Source organism: Bifidobacterium sp. ESL0732, assembly GCF_029395535.1.
In the GTDB taxonomy this organism is placed as follows: domain Bacteria; phylum Actinomycetota; class Actinomycetes; order Actinomycetales; family Bifidobacteriaceae; genus Bifidobacterium.
Genome location: NZ_CP113920.1, coordinates 568,395 through 588,534 on the forward strand (window position 1 = coordinate 568,395; position 20,140 = coordinate 588,534).

10 protein-coding genes are annotated in these 20,140 nt (G+C 57.3%); 8 read left to right on the forward strand and 2 right to left on the reverse strand.

What is annotated here, in order from left to right; translation table 11 throughout:
• Positions 1–115: 115 nt before the first annotated feature.
• Entirely contained in the window at positions 116–6,181 is a 6,066-nt protein-coding gene (locus OZX70_RS01955) for an Ig-like domain-containing protein (protein WP_277181599.1), read from the reverse strand.
• 104 nt (positions 6,182–6,285) lie between these two features.
• Positions 6,286–7,740 carry a serine/threonine-protein kinase gene (locus tag OZX70_RS01960; RefSeq protein ID WP_277181600.1) on the reverse strand — a complete coding sequence of 485 codons (1,455 nt, stop codon included), beginning with the start codon at positions 7,738–7,740 and terminating at the stop codon, positions 6,286–6,288.
• Positions 7,741–8,162: 422 nt separating this feature from the next.
• Between OZX70_RS01960 and OZX70_RS01965 the strand changes: the two genes are divergently transcribed.
• The 8 genes from OZX70_RS01965 to OZX70_RS02000 all read left to right on the forward strand — a co-directional run bounded on the left by OZX70_RS01965 (position 8,163) and on the right by OZX70_RS02000 (position 20,073).
• Positions 8,163–9,035, forward strand: a complete 873-nt coding sequence (locus OZX70_RS01965; protein ID WP_277181601.1) for an aldo/keto reductase — start codon at positions 8,163–8,165, stop codon at positions 9,033–9,035.
• Between the two features lie 393 nt (positions 9,036–9,428).
• Positions 9,429–10,958: a U32 family peptidase gene (locus OZX70_RS01970; protein ID WP_277181602.1), complete on the forward strand. Its 1,530-nt coding sequence runs from the start codon at positions 9,429–9,431 to the stop codon at positions 10,956–10,958.
• Between the two features lie 396 nt (positions 10,959–11,354).
• Entirely contained in the window at positions 11,355–12,569 is a 1,215-nt protein-coding gene (locus tag OZX70_RS01975) for a polyphenol oxidase family protein (protein WP_277181603.1), read from the forward strand.
• A gap of 117 nt (positions 12,570–12,686) precedes the next feature.
• Positions 12,687–13,400 (forward strand): pyroglutamyl-peptidase I, encoded by a 714-nt coding sequence (locus tag OZX70_RS01980; protein ID WP_277181604.1) that lies wholly within the window; start codon positions 12,687–12,689, stop codon positions 13,398–13,400.
• A 197-nt stretch (positions 13,401–13,597) separates the two neighbouring features.
• A complete protein-coding gene (locus tag OZX70_RS01985) occupies positions 13,598–15,364 on the forward strand; it encodes a cell division protein (protein WP_277181605.1) in 1,767 nt (588 codons plus the stop codon).
• A gap of 217 nt (positions 15,365–15,581) precedes the next feature.
• Positions 15,582–16,919, forward strand: coding sequence for a C1 family peptidase (locus OZX70_RS01990; RefSeq protein ID WP_277181606.1), 1,338 nt, complete (start codon positions 15,582–15,584; stop codon positions 16,917–16,919).
• Between the two features lie 533 nt (positions 16,920–17,452).
• Positions 17,453–18,589, forward strand: a complete 1,137-nt coding sequence (locus tag OZX70_RS01995; RefSeq protein ID WP_277182068.1) for a 3-deoxy-7-phosphoheptulonate synthase — start codon at positions 17,453–17,455, stop codon at positions 18,587–18,589.
• A gap of 239 nt (positions 18,590–18,828) precedes the next feature.
• On the forward strand, positions 18,829–20,073 hold the full coding sequence (locus tag OZX70_RS02000) for a 3-deoxy-7-phosphoheptulonate synthase (protein WP_277181607.1): 1,245 nt from the start codon (positions 18,829–18,831) through the stop codon (positions 20,071–20,073).
• Positions 20,074–20,140 lie beyond the last annotated feature (67 nt).

Consider the following 20,140-nt stretch of genomic DNA (forward strand, 5'->3'; position numbering starts at 1 on the left):
TGGTGGTTACTGAAGTATTGGTTGTATTGCCTGTTCCGTTTTTCGGGTGCACGAATGTTGCCATGCAAAGACATGGCCGGTTTTGAGGCAACGTCGTTCATTTCCTTGGTCGTGATCATCGTGTCACTCCCTGGTTCTTGGCAGCGGCAGCGAGATTGTGCTGGATGACCATCCTCTGCAGGGTGGGGAAGTAGTCGACGAGGCTTTGGGATTCTGATTGGCTTTGTCCGCTCTTATCCTCGCCGCTGTGATGATCGCCCTGATGGCTTGAACTTTCGGGTGGGTTCGGCGTCGGCAATGCTGCCGGTTTACGTCCTGTCCCGCTGACAGGATGCTCGCCTGTGTCGTTGGTTAATGCGGGATCCGTTCCCGTGACGATGATTTGCCATTTGTAACTACTGGCATCAGGCAAGGTGGATATATCCAGTAAAGGATACGTTGACGGCCAATCGTATGTATGCTTGTCGCTTCCAGACCAAATGTTGATAGTGGTCGTGGCGCTTTGTCCAAATGTTTCTGGAGTTCCGTGAATGGTGATTTGATTATGGTCGTTACCCCATTCAAGGGAGACACCATCGAAGGTGGCTTTTACCTTGTTGGTAAGGTCACCTACCGGTGTGGCCGTGACGGGGGACCCGACGGAGGTATTGAGTTTTTGTGTCACGGTTTCTGTGCCGCAATTTTCCCAGGAACCGATGGTGTATGAGAAGGAGCTGTCGCCCTTGTCTTTGGTGGTTGTGTGGGATCCTCCGATATTGAATCCGGTCAGGGTGCCATTACCTTCCCAGCTGAGAGTGCACTGGTTTCCATTGCGTTTCAATTGGACGTTCTTGGCTTGTTTGACGTCGTAGCTTGGGGTGAAATCGTTGCTTGTAGCAGAAGAATCGGAAGCGTTTTTCTTGGGCTTGAGCGTTGCTTTGACACTCATCGGGTTGCCGTAGTCATGCTCAGACAACCCGAACGTCGTGCTTGCCTTGTCGCAGGCGAACGTCCCATGACCTTCGATGGTGATACTGCTGCAGCCGGCGTTGCGAAGATTGTTGGCCGTGGCTTCAACCTTCATATGGTCTTCGTCCGGTTGGCTCAGCATTACGGTAGGAGGATCGGGATCGCCCCAAGGCGTGCCTGAATTCGATGAATCGCCTACTAGACCGTCACCTGCTCGGTTGTGGCCGCGGACTTTTGCGCTGATGGTGGTTCCGTCGCTGATGGCTCCGTTGCTGATCGGGAACGAGATACTTTGGGCGGTTCCGTTGGTGTGCTTCGACTGGCCATCGCTCAATGTTACGAGGTAGTCGTCGGGCTTGGTGCCGGTATAGCTTGCTGCGTCCCAGCTGACGGTGACCTTTTGGTAGTCTCCGTCAACCTTGATGCCGCTGGGGGCGTCGGGCACCTTGTCGGGCATGGCATCGACGCTGTTCGACGGCTTCGACCAGCCGGCCTCGTTCTTGGCTTTGACGCTGAAACTATATGTCTTGCCGTTCGTCAAACCGGTGACATCGCAGGTGGTGACAGCACCGCACGATTTGGTCTGGCCGTTGTAATCCACTTCGTAATCGCTGATGGCGCTGCCGTTGGCCGAACCCGGCGTCCAGCTTAGGTTCACCGCGCCATCGGCGGGCTGGCCGGCGACCGGTGAGAGCAGCGGCGGGGCCGGTTTGTCGATGATCGAGATGGTGATGGTGGTGCTGACTTCGCGTTCCTTGGTTTTGGTCGCATCCTGGATGTTGACCACCACGGTGTTCGACGAAGCCCCGATATCGGCGGCTGCGCGGATACCGATGGAACCCTTGGAGCCGCAGTCGACCTTGAGTTTTGCGGTGTCGTCGGCTTGGCAGCTCACTACCGTAAGCGCTGAGTCGGGGAATGGGTTGAAGGCGCCGTCGAGGATATTGACGGTGGTGCTGTCGCCCGCGTTCATGCGCTTGCTGACTCCGGAGATCTTGGCAAGCGGGCGCGTGGATTGCACGACTTGGGCCGTGAGTCCTGCGGAAACCGTGCCGTTGGAATATTTGATGGTGATGGGAATGCTCGCCATCGATCCCACGGTGGCATCGGTCGGTGCCTTCAGGGTGAGCTTGCCGCCGCTGGTCAAATGCGATTCGATGGAGCCGGAGGCCTCGCCGCCGGAATAGCTGTAGTCCTTTTCATCCTCGTCCAATCCGCTGGGGGCGTGGGTCAGGGCCGTCAGGTCGATGGTCTTGGCTTCCTCGCCGGCTGCGACGCTGATGGTGGAGGATGAGAAAGTGGGCGGTGGCACGTTGCGGCCGATGACGGTGATGGGCAAGGTGAGCACTGACGTATTGATAATTTTGGCCTGTTTCGAGCCGTTCTTGTCTTTGCTGTTGTCGTCGCGTTTGCCATCCGAAACCGTGAATGTGATGGAGGCCGGGCCGGCGTAGTCCTTCGGCGCGGTGAACTTCATGGTCTGGTCGTTGACATAATAATCCGAATTATCGCTTTTGGTGACGCTGATCGAATCTTTGTCGACGTAAGCGGTCTTGCCGGGACCTACGCGCACATAATCCGCAAGGTTGATATTGACGCTGCGCTTCGCGTTGACTCTGATCGGCGGGGCCTTCGGACGAAGCGTCGGCGGAAAGACGCCGTATTGTGGCACCTGCACGAAGGCCGTGGAAGTGATGTGATAGGTGGTGTTCGTCACCGTGTATGGCACGCTTCGCGCCTCGTTGGTCAGATCGACGCTCACTGTGGTGGATTTCGCCCCGCCCTTGACGTGGGCGTGGTCGGCGGCGGTCGGATCGATGTCGACCTTGAGTTCGTCGGCGGTGCCGGAGGGGTTCGCGATCCATTGCGAAAGGTCGACGTCAACGGATTTCTTGTCGAGCGTTGCGGCGGAAGGTACGCGGTAATCGTAGGCGGTGGGCGGTTCGATGGGTGCGTTCGGGTCGGTGGTCACGGTCAACGTGGCCGTGTCGGAAAGCCCTGCCTTGTCTCTGACCGTGTACACGATGTATGATGTTCCGGCTGTTGCCGGTGTCTTGAAGGAAATCATGTTGTCGGACACACTTGCCCCGCCGATGCCTTGCATCTGCAGGTTCTTTTCGACGGTGAGGTCGGTGTTGTCGCCGGAGATATCGTTCTGCGCCACCGGTACGTTGGCCTCGGTGTTGGGGCGCAGCGTCACCTGATCGTCTCGCGCGTATACGCCGGAATCCGAAGTGCCTTTGTAAACGCCCACGCGAATCTGGGCCTGGGCTCGCTGGCCGGTCCAATCTTCTACAGCGTAGGAGAAAGTATCGGTTCCTGACGAATCGTTATAGGCCTCATAGACCATATAGTTCGCGCCGACTTCGTCGATGCGGCCCATCTTCGGCGATTTGTCGCCGAGGCCCAGCAGGGTGTCGTCGTCGCCATCAGTGTCGATGCCTGTCAACGTAATCGGGATACGCACTTTCTGACCGGCTGCCACCTGCGCCTGTGTGTCCTGAGGGGTGGGGGCGGGCTTGTTGTTGGCGTCCTTGGCGTGCACTGTGATGGTGATGATGCCGGAAGCCGCATTGCCCAGATTGTCGCGCACCGTGTAGGTCACCGGATAGACGCCGGGGGTGTTCGAAGCCTGGTAACGCACGTCGTCACCGGAAACGAAGACCAGACCTTTGAAGGTCTTCTTGCTGAATTGTAGGGTGTTCTGCAGTTTCACCGTGGTGCCGTCGGCGTGGGAGACATGGTCGATCACATCGATGCTGACAATGCCTCCTGTACGCACATTGGCGGTGACGTTGGCGGCTTTCGGGGCCGCGTTGGCTGTGGTCAGGGCCGGCGGCTGCAACACAATAGTGCCTCGCGACGAACCTGCCGAATTGGCCACGGTATAGCTCAACTTGACCGGTTTGGTCGGTATTTGGCGGGCGGTCAGATACACGCGCTTATGTGCCACCAGGCCGGTCTTGATGCCGAGCTTCGGGTCGACGTTGACTGAGGTGACCGAGAGGACGCCGCCCATCGGATCGGTGTCGTTGTTGAGCGGTTCGACGATGGCGGTCTGGTCGGCTCCCAGAAGCGCCACGTCGTTGGCGGCTATCGGTTTGGATGCTTCGCCGGCCACCGGTTGCACCTCCATGCGTGCCAGGCCCTGCGCCTCGACGCTGCCTTGGCTGATGGTGTACGGAACGTAGTAGGTACCGGGATTGCTGGCTTTGAACGTGAAGGAAAGGTCGGAGGAATTGGTCGAAGTGGTCGTCCCGGTCGGGGTGTTGACCGCGGAAAGCACAGGCGGCTGGGCGCTGGTGCCGTGCACGTATTGTTTGAGCTCGACGGTGGTGGAGGTGTCGGGCGTGGTGTTCTTGGTCACCGCGTCGATCATCGCTCCCAATGTGTTTGCCGGACGTACGGAGAAGTAGATGAGCCCAGTGCCGGTGTGCATGCCGTCGGAGACGGTGACCTCCACGGCAACGCGGCCACCGGTCAGCGATCCCGTGTTGAAGACGAGCTGGCCGTCGGCTCGGGTGGAGATGGCGACCTGGTTGTTGTTCTGGGCCACGGCGGAGACGAGCGTCATCGGGTCGCCTTCCGGATCGGTGAAGCTGCCCAGGGCGTTGACGGTGAACGTGGCTCCTTGCTCGACGTCATATTCGGGAGGGGTGTCGGTCTGTGCCGGAGGCTGGTTGACATTGCCGCTCGAAATGGTGAGGTTGACGGTCGCGGAGCTGGACTGCCCGCGTCCGTCATTGATTTCGTAGGTAAAACTCGTCCTGCCTGCTGTGGCACCGGTCGTGTCCAGCTGCAGGTAGCGACCCGAATAAATCGGGGCTACGGTGATGCCGGCACCCGAAACAGGGCCGACCTTGGTGATATGCAGCACCGAGCAATCGGTCTGCTCGTCATTGCGTAATACGTCGAGAATCTGCTGGCCACCCACGCGTGCGCCGAAATTGTCGTCTTCGGCCTTGATCTCGCCCGATTTGGCGGAGCAGGTCGGCTTGAACTGTGTCTGGTTGTTGGCGGAATCGGAATTTTTCTGTTGGTTGGTGGTCTTCTTCGTTTCGATCTGGCGCCATTGGATCTTGATGACTTTGTTGGACTGGTCGGGATTCCATACGTTGCCGTTGGTCACGTCGTTCAAGACCACAAGCCGGTGGTTGGTGCGGAAAACGAGCTGGGAAGTGGGGGAGATGGACTCCAGTGTCTGCCATTGCGCCTTGGTGGTGTCGCCCTTGCCTTGGTTTGCATTGGCTGCACCGTCGGCGGAGCACAGACGGATATAGTTGCGCGCTGCCTGCGACCAGGCGGTGTAAACGCAGCCTTGGGAAGAAACGGGCTGGGCAGCCTCGGCCATGCCCTTGTTCATGAATGCCGAGGTTTTGTTGCTGTGTTTGAAATCCACGGTGAAGACGCCGTTGCGCGCGCTCGCGGCTACCCAGTTGCCTTGGGCATCATCGACGGCAGGAGCCTGAAGGCTCACCGGGCCGCGTGAATCGATTTGGACGCTGCCGCCCTGCCACATGATGCTTTGCTTGGCAGCGATCACGGGTCGGTCGCCGATGACGGTGAAACTGTCGGCGTTGGTCTCTTTGCCGTCACTGATGGATTTGAGCGTTTTCACCGCACTGTGGGCGTTATCCATTTTCAATACCGCACCGTCGGCCGGACGGTATCCGTAAACCGCGCCATTGCGGTCGACCGCAATAAGACCATGCGCTCCCAGCTGCATCTGTGGGGCGGAGGTCTTGGGCGTTATAGCATCGAGGTTGTTGGAATCGCCGACCCACACATTGCCTGTTTTATGGTTCAAAAACGCTGTGGTGGAGCCGCCGATGAATGTAGAAGTGGAATTTTTGACCTCGGCCTTGCCGTGAATGCCGAGGTTGGAAGCGACGATGCCCTGTGCCTTGGCTCCGTCGGACATGATCACGTCATCGTTGTGCTGGCTGACATCGAAGGTGGGAGTAGTAGGCGCGACGGCTCCGTTGGCTTGCTGGAGTTTGACGTTGAAACGTGCGGCCTTGCGGTCCTTAAGCGATGTGACCCACACTGTGCCGTCGTCCAGATGGACATGCGTGCGCGTGAGTGTATTGATGATGATGGCTCCGGCAACGATGCCGAGCAGCAAAAGCAGCACGATTACCGGGGTGAGCCAGCGTCGGTTGGTCTGCGAATTCAGGCGTCTTAAGGCAAGACGGATACTATGCTCACCTTGTGGTTTGCGCGATGCCTTCATCAACTGCTTCCTTCTCTGCTTGACGGTAGTCGCGGAACGACTTTCCCCAAATTTTCTATGTACTCTGCAATCGTTATCTTGAGCTGCTGCGCATGCTCCGCTTTTTACTGTTTCGTTACTGCACAAGCCATCGTCGGAGTCGCAGACATATGCCCGTCGGCTCTTACAATACTAACTTGAATGCAGGTCTGAGGTTTCCCGCTTTCCGCATTGAGTGTGACCTTGGGCTCTTTGACGATGGTCGTCTGGGTGCCGGGTGCCGCCGCCCCGTCCTGGACTTCCGCCCAGGCGTAAGTATCTCCGGCTTTCGGGGCGGGGTTGCCCCATGTGAACGTCACGTTCTGACCGTCCGAAGTCCCCACAAGATTCGCGGCCTGCGGCACGGCAGCGCCTGCGTCCTCGTTTGCCACGTCATCTTTTTGGGCGTTGTTCTGAGTGTTCCTGTTTTTCTTGTTTTTGGCATTGTCGGAATCCGTCTTGTCGTTTTGCGGGGTTTGCATCGTGTTGACTTGCGTACGTTGGTTCGATTTTCCGGTATCCATCCGTGGCATCACCCCGAAAACGAAGACGGCCACGACTATCGCAACCGCTGCCAGCGCGGCAATAGCGATAACCAAGGGTTTCTTCGAGCGTTTCCGTTTCGGTACGGCCACTTTCGCGCCGAAACGCCCCTGTCCCGATTGCGGCATTGTATGACGTGCCGGGAATTGGTCGCAATCCTCCGCCACGAATGGCGTCATGTTGAACCCGCAATCTTCCTGCGCCTGCTGCATGGCCCGGCCGAACTTCTGGGCCGAAAGGTAACGGGCGTCCGGATCCTTGTTCATGGCTTTGAGAAGGATCTGCTCGACTTCTTTCGGCACGTTCGGGATGGCGTTTTTCGGCAATTCGTCTGAGACGATATGCTGTGCCAGCTCGTTTTGCGTGCGCGGATGGAAAATGTATTCGAAAGGCGACTTGCCTGCCAGAAGCCCGTAAAGCGTGGCTCCCAGCGAATAGATGTCGGAGGTCTCCGTGCCGCCGCCCTTGCCGGTGAGCACTTCCGGTGGTGCCCATGGCACGGAGAAGCCAGTGCGCGATTTCGACTCGTAGATGCTCGTCGAGATGCCAAAATCGGAAAGCGCCGGCTGATTGGCGGACGTCACCAGAATATTGGCCGGTTTGATATCGCGGTGGATGATGCCGTGACGGTGCGCGGTCTGCAAGGCACCCGTGAGCTTCACCCCCAGGTCGAGCACTTCGGCGACGGTGAGCCTGCGGCTGCGCATGATTTCCTTGTAGGAGCCGTGTGGCGCGTATTCGAGGACGAGGTATGGCAGGCTGGTTTGCGGTGTGAGCCCGGAGCCGTAAATGGAGACGATATAAGGGTGCGTGGAAAGCTGGGCCATGATCTTGGCTTCTTTTTCGAACGCCTTGTCGAAACTGCGGTCCTGCCTCGACTTACCGACCTTGACTGCGACTTCGCGGTTGAGGTTGTGCTGGCGGTACAGATACACGTCGGCCGTGGATCCGCTTCCCAGCTCGCGGATGAAATCACAATCCGGTATCGTCGGCGCCATCGCTGCCCTTTCTTCTCTTGTTTCTTACCTAGAAACTGACAGCATTTTACCTTGTATGGCGAACTTTGTTCTGGCTTGCTAACTTCACTTACGATGTGGCAGCTGCAAGCCGTCATTTAAGGGCGTAAATAACTGAGTTGAGTTCGTTTCAGCGACCCTTTTCTGGCATGGAGCTGTGCAGATGCAAGAAAGCGGCCATTGAGGTCGGCTTAGTGGCCGTTTTCTGGCATGTGTTCGTGTGGAAGCAAGAAAGTGGTCGTTGAGGCTTGCTGAGTGGCCGGTTTCTTGCTTGGGGGCGCGCAGATGCAAGAAAGTGGTCGCTTGTGCATCACAATTCTTTAGGGTTGGCGAAGACATTTAGAAAATCCGCTTGGTTTCGTAGGCTGGAGGCATTGGTATTGGATATCCGACAAAGGAACAATATGGTATTACATCGTAATCTTGGTCCATTCGACACCACCGCCATTGGTTTGGGCGAGATGCCGTTGACCATCGAGAACAATCTGGGTGAGGCCAAGGGCATCGAGACTATCCACGCCGCGCTCGACGCCGGATGCCGGCATATCGACACCGCCTGGTCCTATTACTGCTCCGGTGGAGAGGAGCAGACAGGCGAAAAGCTGGTTCGTCGCGCCATGGAAAGCTGGGATGGGCCTAAAGACGAAGTCACCGTGGCCACCAAGATCGGCCACTTCCGTAACTTCGCCGACGACAACACAACCCCGAATTGGGGCGTCAACGGACAGCCCGAGCACCTGATCGAGGCAGGCAAGCAGTCGGCACTCGCGCTCGGCGTCGACACCATCGACCTGCTCTATTTCCACCGCCCTGACCCGTCGGTGCCGTATAACGAATCCATCGAGGCCATCAAGCAGCTTTTGGACGAAGGTGTGGCCAAGGAGGCTGGCATCTCGAATGCTTCCGTCGAGCAGATCGACATCGCCCGCGGCATTCTGGGCGACAAGCTCATCGCGGTGCAGAACCAGTTCTCGCCGACCTACCGTTCCACGCAGGATACCTTGGATTACTGTGAGAAGCTGGGGCTGGCGTTCGTCTGTTGGAGTCCTCTCGGGGGCTACCGCAAGGCCAAGGATGAGACCAAGTACGACCCGTTCCGTGAGGTTGGCCGCGCTCATGGGGTGAGCCACCAGCAGGTTGTGCTCGCTTGGGAGCTGAGTCTTGGCAAGCATGTCTTTGTCATCCCCGGTGCCCATCGCCCCGAAACAATTCTCGACAGCCTCAAGGCCGGTGATCTCAGGCTGAGTGCCGAAGAACTCGCCAAGCTCAACGCCTGAAAGTCGCAGGTCGTCGTCGATTGGTGCCGGCATGAAAACGGTCCTCAATAATTTGGCTTGATCTTCAGCCTCAAACGTAGAACAGCACGAAATGCAACTTTTAGTTGTGAATAATGTTCCGTGCTGTTCTGGCAACAATTGGCAAATCAAGAGGTCAATAACCGCAACGATTTAGATATTATGTACTACGTTTAATGAAATTGTAGGAGCAGGGAAGTCTTTTTATTCTAGTTTTTGCATTCGGTGCTAGGTGTTGTTGCATGAAGCCTTGAGGTCATAGCACCTGAAGGCGTGGTGTGAGACATGTGTTGTTCGAGGTAACAGGCTGCGCGTATCAGAGTCTAGACTGGAACGGTGCAGTTGGGTGAGTACGAGGGTAATAAAGGTAACGTAATGGTTGAAAACAAGGAAAACAAACCGATTCAGACGAAAATAGTCCATCGGCGCAAACCGGAAGTGCTGGCTCCGGCGGGCAACTTGCGCAGCCTCAAAACGGCAATCGATTTCGGCGCGGATGCCGTTTACTGTGGCGGCAAGGAATTTGGCATGCGATCGGCCCCGAAGAATCTTTCGATGGACGACCTCAAGGCCGGCGCAGAATATGCCCATGAACGGGGTGCCCGCGTTTACGTGACCTGCAACGTTTTGCCGCACAACAATGAGGTCGAGGATATCAAAACCTACATCGCCCATCTCGCCCAGACCGGCATCGACGCGCTGATCGTCACCGACATCGGCGTGATGATGGCCGCCCATTCCATAGCCCCGCAGCTGGAACTGCACGTCTCCACTCAGGCTGGCGTCACCAACTATCTGGCCGCCAACGCGCTCTACGAACTGGGCGCTCGCCGTGTCGTGCTCGCCCGCGAACTCGACCTGCAGGCCGTGCGTGACATCCGCGCCAACGTTCCCGAGGACATGGACATCGAATGCTTCGTGCACGGCTCGATGTGCATGGCGTTCTCCGGCCGCTGCTTGATCTCCAACTATATGAACGGGCGCGATGCCAACCACGGCGAATGCTCGCAGCCCTGCCGCTGGAAATACCACGTCGTCGAGGAGAAGCGTCCCGGCCAATTCTTCCCGGTCGAGGAAAGCGACGAAGGCACGTTCCTCTTCAACTCGCAGGACATGTGCATGCTCGACCATCTGGACGACATGATCGATGCCGGTGCCACCAGCCTCAAGATCGAGGGTCGCGCGAAAAGTGCGTATTACGTTGCGTCGATGGCGAATGCCTACAAGTGCGCCGTCAATGAATATATGGTGCAACGCGGTTTTGAGGATGTGGATGGCAACAAGCTCAAGCCTTTCCACGACATGGTGCGTCGCTCCGACGTCGTACGCGTTACTAAGGCCGTCGGCCAGCTCGAATCCACTGGTTCCATCGGTTTCCACGGCGTGCAAAGCGCCGGAGCAGCGGCAGCAGCGAAGACGACGATTTCCGCGACCGTGCCGGCTTTGGTTGGCTTTGAGGCCACGAAAGCGCAAGGTTACGGTGAACCGAGGCACGTCGAATTGCCGCAATGGCTCAAGGACGAACCCTATAAGGTCTCGCACCGCGATTATTCCACCGGTTTCTATTATCCGGAGCACAAGGCCAGGCAGAATACTGACCGCGGCGGTTATTTCCGCGACTGGCTCGTGGTCGGCGAGGTCATTGGCTACGACGAGGCAACGCAACGACTCACACTGATGAGCCGCAACAAAATCGAGCCCGGTCAACTGATTGAATTCCTGATTCCTGGGCGCGAACCCGTTGACTACACCGTCGCTGAAGGCGGAATGGAAGACTCAGACGGGCAGTCCGTCGAGGAAATCAACAATCCTGCGCACATCTTCTCGATGCCGTTGCCGTTCGCGGTGCCTGAAAACTCGATGATTCGTTCGCACGCCAAGCAACGCACGCTCAAGGCCGAGTGACTTCTTATTTTCTCCTCTGACGGATGGACGGCTTGATTCGTCAGACGGCTTCTCGAGGGTCGAAATACATCACAACATGTTTCATGCGATATCCGCATGATAAATCGTGCATTTTCGCCCTTCTTGGTGCGCCAAGAAGGGTGTTTTTCGCAGATTGCGGGTCAATTCTCTCAATTTTGGACCTCTTGGCGCTCCAAGTCCTTGATTTTTCGTAGATTGCCCCTCAATTCATCGATTTTCGCCCTTCTTGGTGCGCCAAGGGGTAGGAAAAATGCGGAATTTGGTGTTTCTCGAGTTCGAGGCGCTTGAATGGGTAGGGGCAGGACGATGCTATTCCATACATGTTTGAGCTGTCGGCAAGATGAAACGACTCAGGCACTCGGTAGAGTTGGGACCATGAGCGATTCCAAGAACCAAACCGCCGAAAACGGCCAGTACGACGATGCCATCCTCGACAGCAACGCCATCTCGCCCATCGATAAAGCCGGCAACCCCATTCCCGTTACGATTCCTATCGACCTGGCACCCGGCGTCAAGGTCGTCTATACCACGCGGCTCGGGGGAGTGAGCACCGGCGATTGGGGAAACTTGAACCTTGGAGGTAAATCCGGAGACAGCCCTGCAGCGGTTGAAGCGAACCGCGTGGCGTTGGTCGGGGCCGTCGGAGCTCCGCTTTCATTGGTGGCGCAGGTTCATTCGGGCAAGGCCGTCGATGTCGATACATTCTTTGAAACGAACGCGCCGTACGGTTGCGATCGGTCCGGCACGATTATTGATTCCGGTGACCGCAATGATGATGGCAGTGGGAATGCCGGCAATGGCAATGAAATCGTAGTGGAACAGGATATCGAGGAAATCGACACCGATAACGGGGCCGAAATCGAGACAACCGAAACCCGCACCGAAATTCTGAACCCCGATATAGCTCAGGATAACGAACCTTCTCCAAACGAAACGCGAGGTGGAGCGAACCAGCCAGCCGCCTATCCAAAGCTCGAAGCGGATGCCGAGGTCACTTCGAAAACCGGTGTGGCTCTAGGCATGTTCGCCGCCGACTGCTTGCCCGTGTTGCTGGCCGACCCACAGGCCGGTGTCATCGGTGCCGCACATTGTGGACGCAAAGGCTTGCAACGTGGCGTCATCGGCGCCGCGGTCGATCTGATGGTGGCCAAGGGCGCGAAGCCGAATCGTATCGTGGCCACGCTCGGCCCTTGCATCTGCGGCGACTGTTACGAGGTTGGCGACCAGATCGCCGATGAATTCGACGCGCAATTCCCGGGGACTTTCATGCTGACACGTTTCGGCGGCCCCGGCATCGACATCGCCAAGGCCGCGCTGCAGGAGCTCGCCAAGGCCGGCATCCCGGCGGACAACGTCATCAGCTCGACCCCACGTGTCGGCGCCGCCACGCAATACCTCGATCAGGACGCGGAACTTGCCGCCTTGTGCGCCGTCGACGGCGAGGGCAGCCCCGAGATTGCCGAGCGTATCGGCCAAGTGCGTCACAGCCTGTGCACGCTCGAAAACCCGCTTTTCTACTCACATCGTCGCGCAAACCTTGCGCACAAAGCGCACGAAGGCCGCTTGCTCGTGCTCATCGTACTCGAATAAAAATCTTTGTAGAATGAGCCCTCGCGTGATATCCGAAATCTCTTGATGTCAGAATTATAAACAGATAGAAATCCCTATAAATTAACCCACGCCACACTCCGCGCTAGACTGGAAACCATGGAACACTTGAACGTTGTCATCTCCGGTTTCGACCCGTACGAAGGCATCAAAAACAACCCTTCGCACGTGGTGCCGCACGCGCTCGCGGACGACTGGCCCGGCGACGCCTCCGGCCTCGAGAGCGACGACCTCTTAAAGGATGTGGATATATCGATAAACGCCGTCGATCTGCCGATAAGCGTCGACGAGTGCTGGCCTCTGCTCAAGGAAACGCTGGAGGCCACGCATCCCGATATCGTCATTGCCACGGGGCTTAAAGCTGCGGCCCGCGGAATTCTTCTGGAACGTTGTGCCAACAACATCATCGACACTGCCCGCACGACGATTTTGGGCGAAATGACGGGAGTACCGGTGGAGCCTGTTGATGAAGCGTCGCGTAAACCCATCGCTTCCAACGGGCCTGCCGCATTCTGGACGCGTTTGCCACTTCGCTCCATTCTCGAAGATTTTGCTTCAGAAGAGATACCTTCGGCCTTAAGCTCGGACGCCGGAACGTTCGTCTGCAATTCACTCTTCTATAATCTGATGAAATGGACGGCGGGCCAGCACAAGGTGCTTTCCGGATTCGTCAGTCTGCCGATTATCAACGAGGAACCTCACCCGCAGCATGGCCTGACGCTCAACCAACAGGTGGAGGCATGCCGTGTGGTGGTGCGACAGACCGCTCGTTACTTCCTCGAACCGACGTCGTCCAACATCCTCATTGCCTGAAGTTATTCAGAGGATTGTGGAGCTTCGTATATGTCCTTTGTGGCAATCGTTATCAATAAAACACCCCGAATCGCGTGGTGTCTGTGTGGATTAGCCGGATTTGCGCGTAAATCTTCTCAAAACACATTAGAATAAGCCAATAGAATTTATCGGCTTTCAGAAACTGCGACAGATGTCGCAAGGCGAAAGGAATCACTATGGCGGATGACCGCTTCACGACAGAATTGCGCGGGTATAACAAGGAGCAGGTGGATCAGGAGCTCGCTTCGTTGCAGCAGACGCTCGATCGCATGCGTGCGCAGGTCAATTCCAGCGACCAGACGATTCTGCAATTGCGCGCGCAGCTGGAAGAGGAAAAGAAGAACGCAAAGAAGGCATCACAGGGCAATTCGTTCGCTTCTTTGGGAGCCAACGCCCAGCAGATGCTTGCCAGCGCCGAGCAGACCAGCGCGGAGCTTGTCAACCGCGCCAAGCAGGATGCCGCAAGCACTCGCTCTGCTGCCCAGCATCAGGCGGAAACCCTGATCAACAACACCAAGCTCGATGCGCAACACATCACCGACGAGGCCAATTCGAAGGCGGCCACCATCCTGGCCAAGGCACAGACCGAGTCCGAATCAATCACGACTTCCGCCAAGCAGGATGCTACCAGACTTCGCGAGGAAACCGCGAAGAAGGTTACCGAACAGCGTGACACCATCGAAATCGAGCTGACCAATTCGCGCGAAGAGCATAACAAGCGTCTTGCCAGTGAAAAGGCGAAACAGGACCGCGAAATCGCCGAGCTCAAGGCCAAGGCCACCCAGCAGGTCGCCGAGCAGCGCAAGGCCGCGAACGACGAAGTCGCCAAGCTCAAGAGTGATGCCAGCGACCAGATCGAGACCGCTCTGGGCGAAGCGAACAAGAAGCTTGCCAACGTGCGTGAGCAGGTTTCTCGTATGACCACCGAGGCCCAGCGCAAGGCCACCGAGATCACCGATGACGCGAAGGCGAAGGCGCAGGGCATCACTGATGACGCTGAAGTCAAGCGCACCAAAACCTTAAGCCAGGTAAACGCCGAGGTCGAGCAGATTCGTGCCGACATCTCCAAGCAGCAGGAAGAGGCCACTGGCAAGGTCAACGATTTGCTGAAGCAACTGGAGGAAAGCCGCGTCGCCGCAAAGAAGGAAGCCGACAGCCTGGTTTCCAAGGCGAAGGATCTGCGTGACGAGGCCGATAGCTATACGGTCTCCAAGCGTCGGGAAGCCGACCAGAAGGCCGAAGAGATTGTGGCCAAGGCCAAGAAGGACGCCGAGGCCCGTGTCGAGGAGCGTCGCAAGGCCGCCCAAGGCGAGCTTGATGGTCTTCAGGAGCGTATCAAGGATCTTCAGGAGCGTGAATCAACCATCACCCAACGTGTCACCGAGCTGCGCTCGATGTTCACCAATGCGTTCTCCGGTTTTGGTTTTGCCGATGACAAGCAGGCTGGGGTCAATGTTCCCGTGGTCAATGCCGTGGCCAACGATTTGGACGATGCCGCGCAAGAGGACAAGCAGAAAGACGAAAAGAGCGGTGATTTTGAGGCCGCAAGCGGGAATGCTGCAGGTGCCCCGCATCAGGCTCCTCACGCACAGCCGCAGATGCCGGCATCGTATGAGCCCAACGGTGGCGCGGTCAGGACGACGCCGCAAGTCGCTCGTCAGACTGACGGAGGTGCCAAGCGCCAGGCGCAAAATGGCTCCCAACCTCAGCAAGGCGACGCTGCCAAGAGCGGTGCGCAGGAGCTTTCCCATTTGGTGGATAACGCCGAAAAAAAGAATGCGGCAGTCGGTGACGCTGCTCCCGCCGCGCAGAACAATGCCGGGAATGGTGCGGTGCCGGCCAATGCGAAATTCGCGGCCAACAACCAGAATCGCGTCAATTATAATAATGTCGTTTTTCCTGAAGGCGGTGAGCCTGCAGGCGGATCGCATACTCAGCAGTAGATTCGTTTTGATTTGAACAATCGCCAAGTGCGCTGTGGCAACTTTGCCATGGCGCACTTGCGTATTTTCTACCGTATAGCCATATATATGGGTAGCCAGTGATGTTCAGGGCATCAACTGATTTCGTCGCTTTCTGTTGCCGTCGATTCCGGCCTGCGTGTCAGATACAGCGCATGGAATATGGTGGAAATTAAACCAATCAAAGGAGTATTATCTGATGAATGACATGAAGCCGTTGAGCGCCGACCGCCTGGGGCAGCTACGGGACGATTTCGAGGCCAAGCCCGTCAATACGCTGGCGATGAACGCTGTCACCACTTCCGGAATCAACCCGGTGGCGCACAATTATGACCGCGCCCGCAGGCTTCAGCGCCGCTTCTCGGTGACCGTCGATAACGGCGAGGTCACCAACCAGAATCGTTCCGGGCGTTGCTGGCTGTTCAGCTCGCTAAACGTAGCGCGTTTCGTGGCCAAGAAGAATCTCAACTTGGATAAGTTCGAGTTCTCGCAGAACTACGCAATGTATTACGATAAGCTTGAGCGTATTAACTATTTCCTGCGTGACGTGGCGGATCTGGTTCGCGCCGGCGAACCCGCTGATTCCCAGCTCATGCAGCACCTGCTTGCCGACGTGATGGGTGACGGCGGCCAGTGGACGATGGCGATGAACGTTTACAAGAAGTACGGCGCTGTGCCGAAAGATTTCTTCCCGGAGACCGCTTCTTCGACCAATACCAGCGAGATGAACACGCAGCTGCGCCGCCTGCTGCACACCGCTGTGGCGCATATGTATGCCGACCCATCCGCAATCGATCGCGTGGTCGACGAGACTGTCGAGGCCGGCCACCGCATGCTTACCATTCACCTGGGCGAGCCGCCGAAGAGCTTCGATTGGGAGTGGACCGATAAGGACGGCAACTTCCACCGCGACGGCGAGACCACGCCTGTCGAGTTCTGGAAGAAGTACGTCGGGCCGGCGCACCTCGAGGACTATGTCTGCCTCGTGGATGACCCGCGCGCCGAGCACGCCAAGGGCAAGAAGATCGGCATCGAGCACCTGGGCAACGTCGTCGGCGGCGACGCGACCGAGTACTTGAACGTCCCGAACCAGTTTATGAAGGATTGCGTGCGTCGCATCCTTTCCGAGTTTGGGATGCCGGCATGGTTTGGCGCGGACTGCCACCCTATGATGGATCGCGACAACGGCGCATGGGCCACTGACCTCTATGAATACGACAAAGTCTACGACGTTGATTTCGACATGGACAAGGAGCAGCGCGTGCGTTATGGCGATTCCGCAATGAACCACGCGATGGCGTTTGTCGGCGTCGACGTGGCCGATGACGGCAAGACCACCAACCGCTGGCGCGTCGAGAATTCGTGGGGCTGCAAGGTCGCCGACAAGGGCTACTTCACCATGGCCGACGACTGGTTCACCGAGTACGTCTACGAGGTCGCCGTCCCGAAGTCGATGCTTCCCGCTGAATACCTGGCCGCGCTCAATGAGCCCGCCACCATGCTCCCAGCTTGGGATCCAATGGGCGCGTTAGCTTGAGGCAAACAGCCCTGTGGGCTGTTTGCAGCTAACACGCGCCTGAAACCGGCACCTGCCGGTTTCAGGAAACCAGTTGGCCCTTGTGTTGAGTCAGATATGATTGCTGACTATTTAGGGCGCATTGGCCTGAAGAAAATAGCCCGGTGGGCTATTTTCGGCCAACACGCGCCTGTGGCCAGACTCTTCTGGCCACAGGTAAAGAGTTGAGCTCAAGTTGAGTCGCGTTTTCTTTCAAAATAAGTATGGAATGTTTGCAGCTAACACGCGCCTGAGGCCGGAAGCTTCCGGCCTCAGGAAACCACTTAGAGCTAAAAGAGTTGGTTTTTAGGTCATGGATTAAATTGGGCGCTCTCGCATGAGAAAAGTCCTGTGGACTTTTCGTGCAAGTGCCCGTGGTCTCGTTGTAAAAACGAGGCCACACTTTATATTGTCTGGACAAGTGGCAGTATTGCACTCTTCAATCGATTATAATGAGCAACCTGTAGCGCTTTGAGCGTGCAACAATGATATTCACATCAAGTAAGGAGGGAATGATGGCGATTATGCGAGGGCCTGGTAGTTCTGAGGACGAACGTCGATTTAGCGAGGAAGCCGTCTACCCCGAAACCGTGGATGTCAACATCCGCCAGCTCGACCCAATTCCGGCTCCGCGTGCGTTTCTGAAGGAAACACCGCTCACTAAGCCGATGAGCGATCTGGTCCTAAAATCGCGTAAGGAAATCCGCGATATCCTGCACGGTCGTGACGACCGTCTGCTTGTCATCGTCGGTCCTTGCTCGATTCACGACCCGAAGGCGGCGAAGGATTACGCACAGCGCCTGGCCGAGGTAAACGTTGAGCTTAAAGATCGCCTGATGATTGTCATGCGTGTGTATTTTGAAAAGCCGCGTACCACCGTTGGTTGGAAGGGCCTGATCAACGACCCGGATCTCGACGGCGAATTCAATATCCGCAAAGGCATGCATCTGGCTCGCAAGGTACTTTCCGACGTATTGGAGCAGGGCCTGCCCGCCGCCACCGAATGGCTCGACCCGATTTCTCCGCAATATCTCTGCGATATGGTCAGCTGGGGTGCCATCGGCGCGCGCAATACCGAAAGCCAGGTGCACCGCGAGCTGGCAAGCGGCATGTCGATGCCAATCGGTTTCAAGAACTCGACCGACGGCTCGGTGAAGGTCGCCGCCGATTCCTGCTACGCCGTGGCCAACGAGCACCATTTCCTCTCGATCAACCTTGACGGCCGTGTGATTTCGGCGGAAACCAAGGGCAATCCGGACTGTCACATCGTTCTGCGTGGCTCCAATGAAGGCCCCAACTACGATGCAAAGTCCGTCGCTGAAGCGTTGGAAACGCTGAAGCAGTCGAAGGTCACCGGACCCAGCGAGCACGGCTTGGTCATCGACGCCGCGCACGGCAACTGCGGCAAGGACGAGGTGCGTGAGGCCGAGGTGATTGAGGAGATTGCCGCGCGTCTGGCCAAAGGCGAGCCCGGCATCTTCGGTGTGATGATGGAAAGCAACATCCGTGGCGGTCACCAGTCGCCCGCGCCGCTCGATCAGCTGGTCTACGGTCGCTCGATTACCGACTCCTGCATCTCTTGGGACCGCACGAACGAGCTCCTGCACACGTTGGCCGATGCCGTTACCTCCCGTCGCAAGCTCGACCGCTGAGCGCGGCAAGAACTGTCAATACGACCAAAAGCACGTTTTGTGGCCTATTTTTGTGGCTTATTTTCGTTCTTTTGGTCGCAGTGAAAATGTGATTGCGACGAAAAGCACGGAAAAGCATGCTTTTCGTCGCATCGTAACGGGTAGCTTTGCCGTGAACCGGTATGCCTTGCTGGCGCTATGATTGGTGTGTTGACAAGGGTTGGTAAATATCGGAAACGACTATAGAGAAGGACTTGGGGATGGGGAACGCAGAAAAAAAGCCCAATGGCGATCTTGAAAGCGATATCGCTGCAGGTTTGCCCGATCAAAACGTCGACGACGCCAAAAACCGTGCCGCTTTCGACAAGGCGCTGAAAAACGGCGAGAATCCGCTGAAGGTGAGTGGCATCAAACGTTGGGAAGATGAGGCCGGCGTCAACCGCATCGTCAACCGCCGCGTTTTCGAGCTGGAACCGCTGCCGACCCCGGCTGGAGTGCTTTCGAGCATGCCGCTGAGCGACAAAGAGACAGACCTTGTCGTCAACTCCCGCAACGAGATCCGTGATTGTCTTTATGGCAAAGACGACCGTTTGCTGGTTATCGCCGGTCCTTGCTCCATTCACGATCCCCAGGCCGCCCTTGATTACGCTCATCGCCTAGCCAAAATGAAGGAAGAGCTTGGCGATCGACTGCTGATCGTCATGCGAGTCTACTTTGAGAAGCCGCGCACAACCGTGGGCTGGAAGGGTTTGATCAACGACCCGGATCTCGACGGCAGCCACAACATCAAGAAAGGGTTGCTGCTCGCCCGCAAAATTCTGCTCGGTGTCTTGGGCGAGGGGGTGGCCGCGGCGACGGAATTCCTGGAGCCGACCAGTCCGCAATACATTTCCGACGCGGTGAGCTGGGGTGTCATCGGCGCTCGCAACACCGAGTCGCAGATCCATCGCCAGCTGGCAAGCGGGCTTTCGATGCCCATCGGTTTCAAGAACGCGACGGACGGTTCGGTCAAAGCCGCCATCGACGGGTGCTATACGGCCACCCAGCAGCATACGTTCTTCGGCATCGACCATCTCGGCCGGGCCAGCGCCGTCGAAACGCTTGGCAATCCTGATTGCCACGTCGTGCTGCGTGGCTCCTCGCATGGTCCCAATTACGATACCGCTTCGGTTCAAGAGGCCATGCATTCCATCCGCGGCGAAATGCCGGAAGGTTCCGCTGCCTGCCACGGCCTCATCATCGACTGCTCACACGGCAATTCCGGCAAGAACGAGATTCGCCAGGCCGAGGTCGCGCGTGAGCTGGCCGGGCGCATCGCCACCGGCGAACCCGATATCACCGGGCTCATGATGGAAAGCAACATTCTCGGTGGTAACCAGCCTGCGGCCCCGCTTTCGCAGCTCGAATATGGCAAGTCGATCACCGACAAGTGCATCGCCTGGCCCGAAACGGAACGGCTTTTGCACGAGCTCGCCAATGCCGTCGACGTTCGTCGCGGTGCGTGAAATCGTATTCAGATCACTCGTATTTCTTCTACGTCGCGTATACGTCGGCTGACTTTTCGGCTGCTGG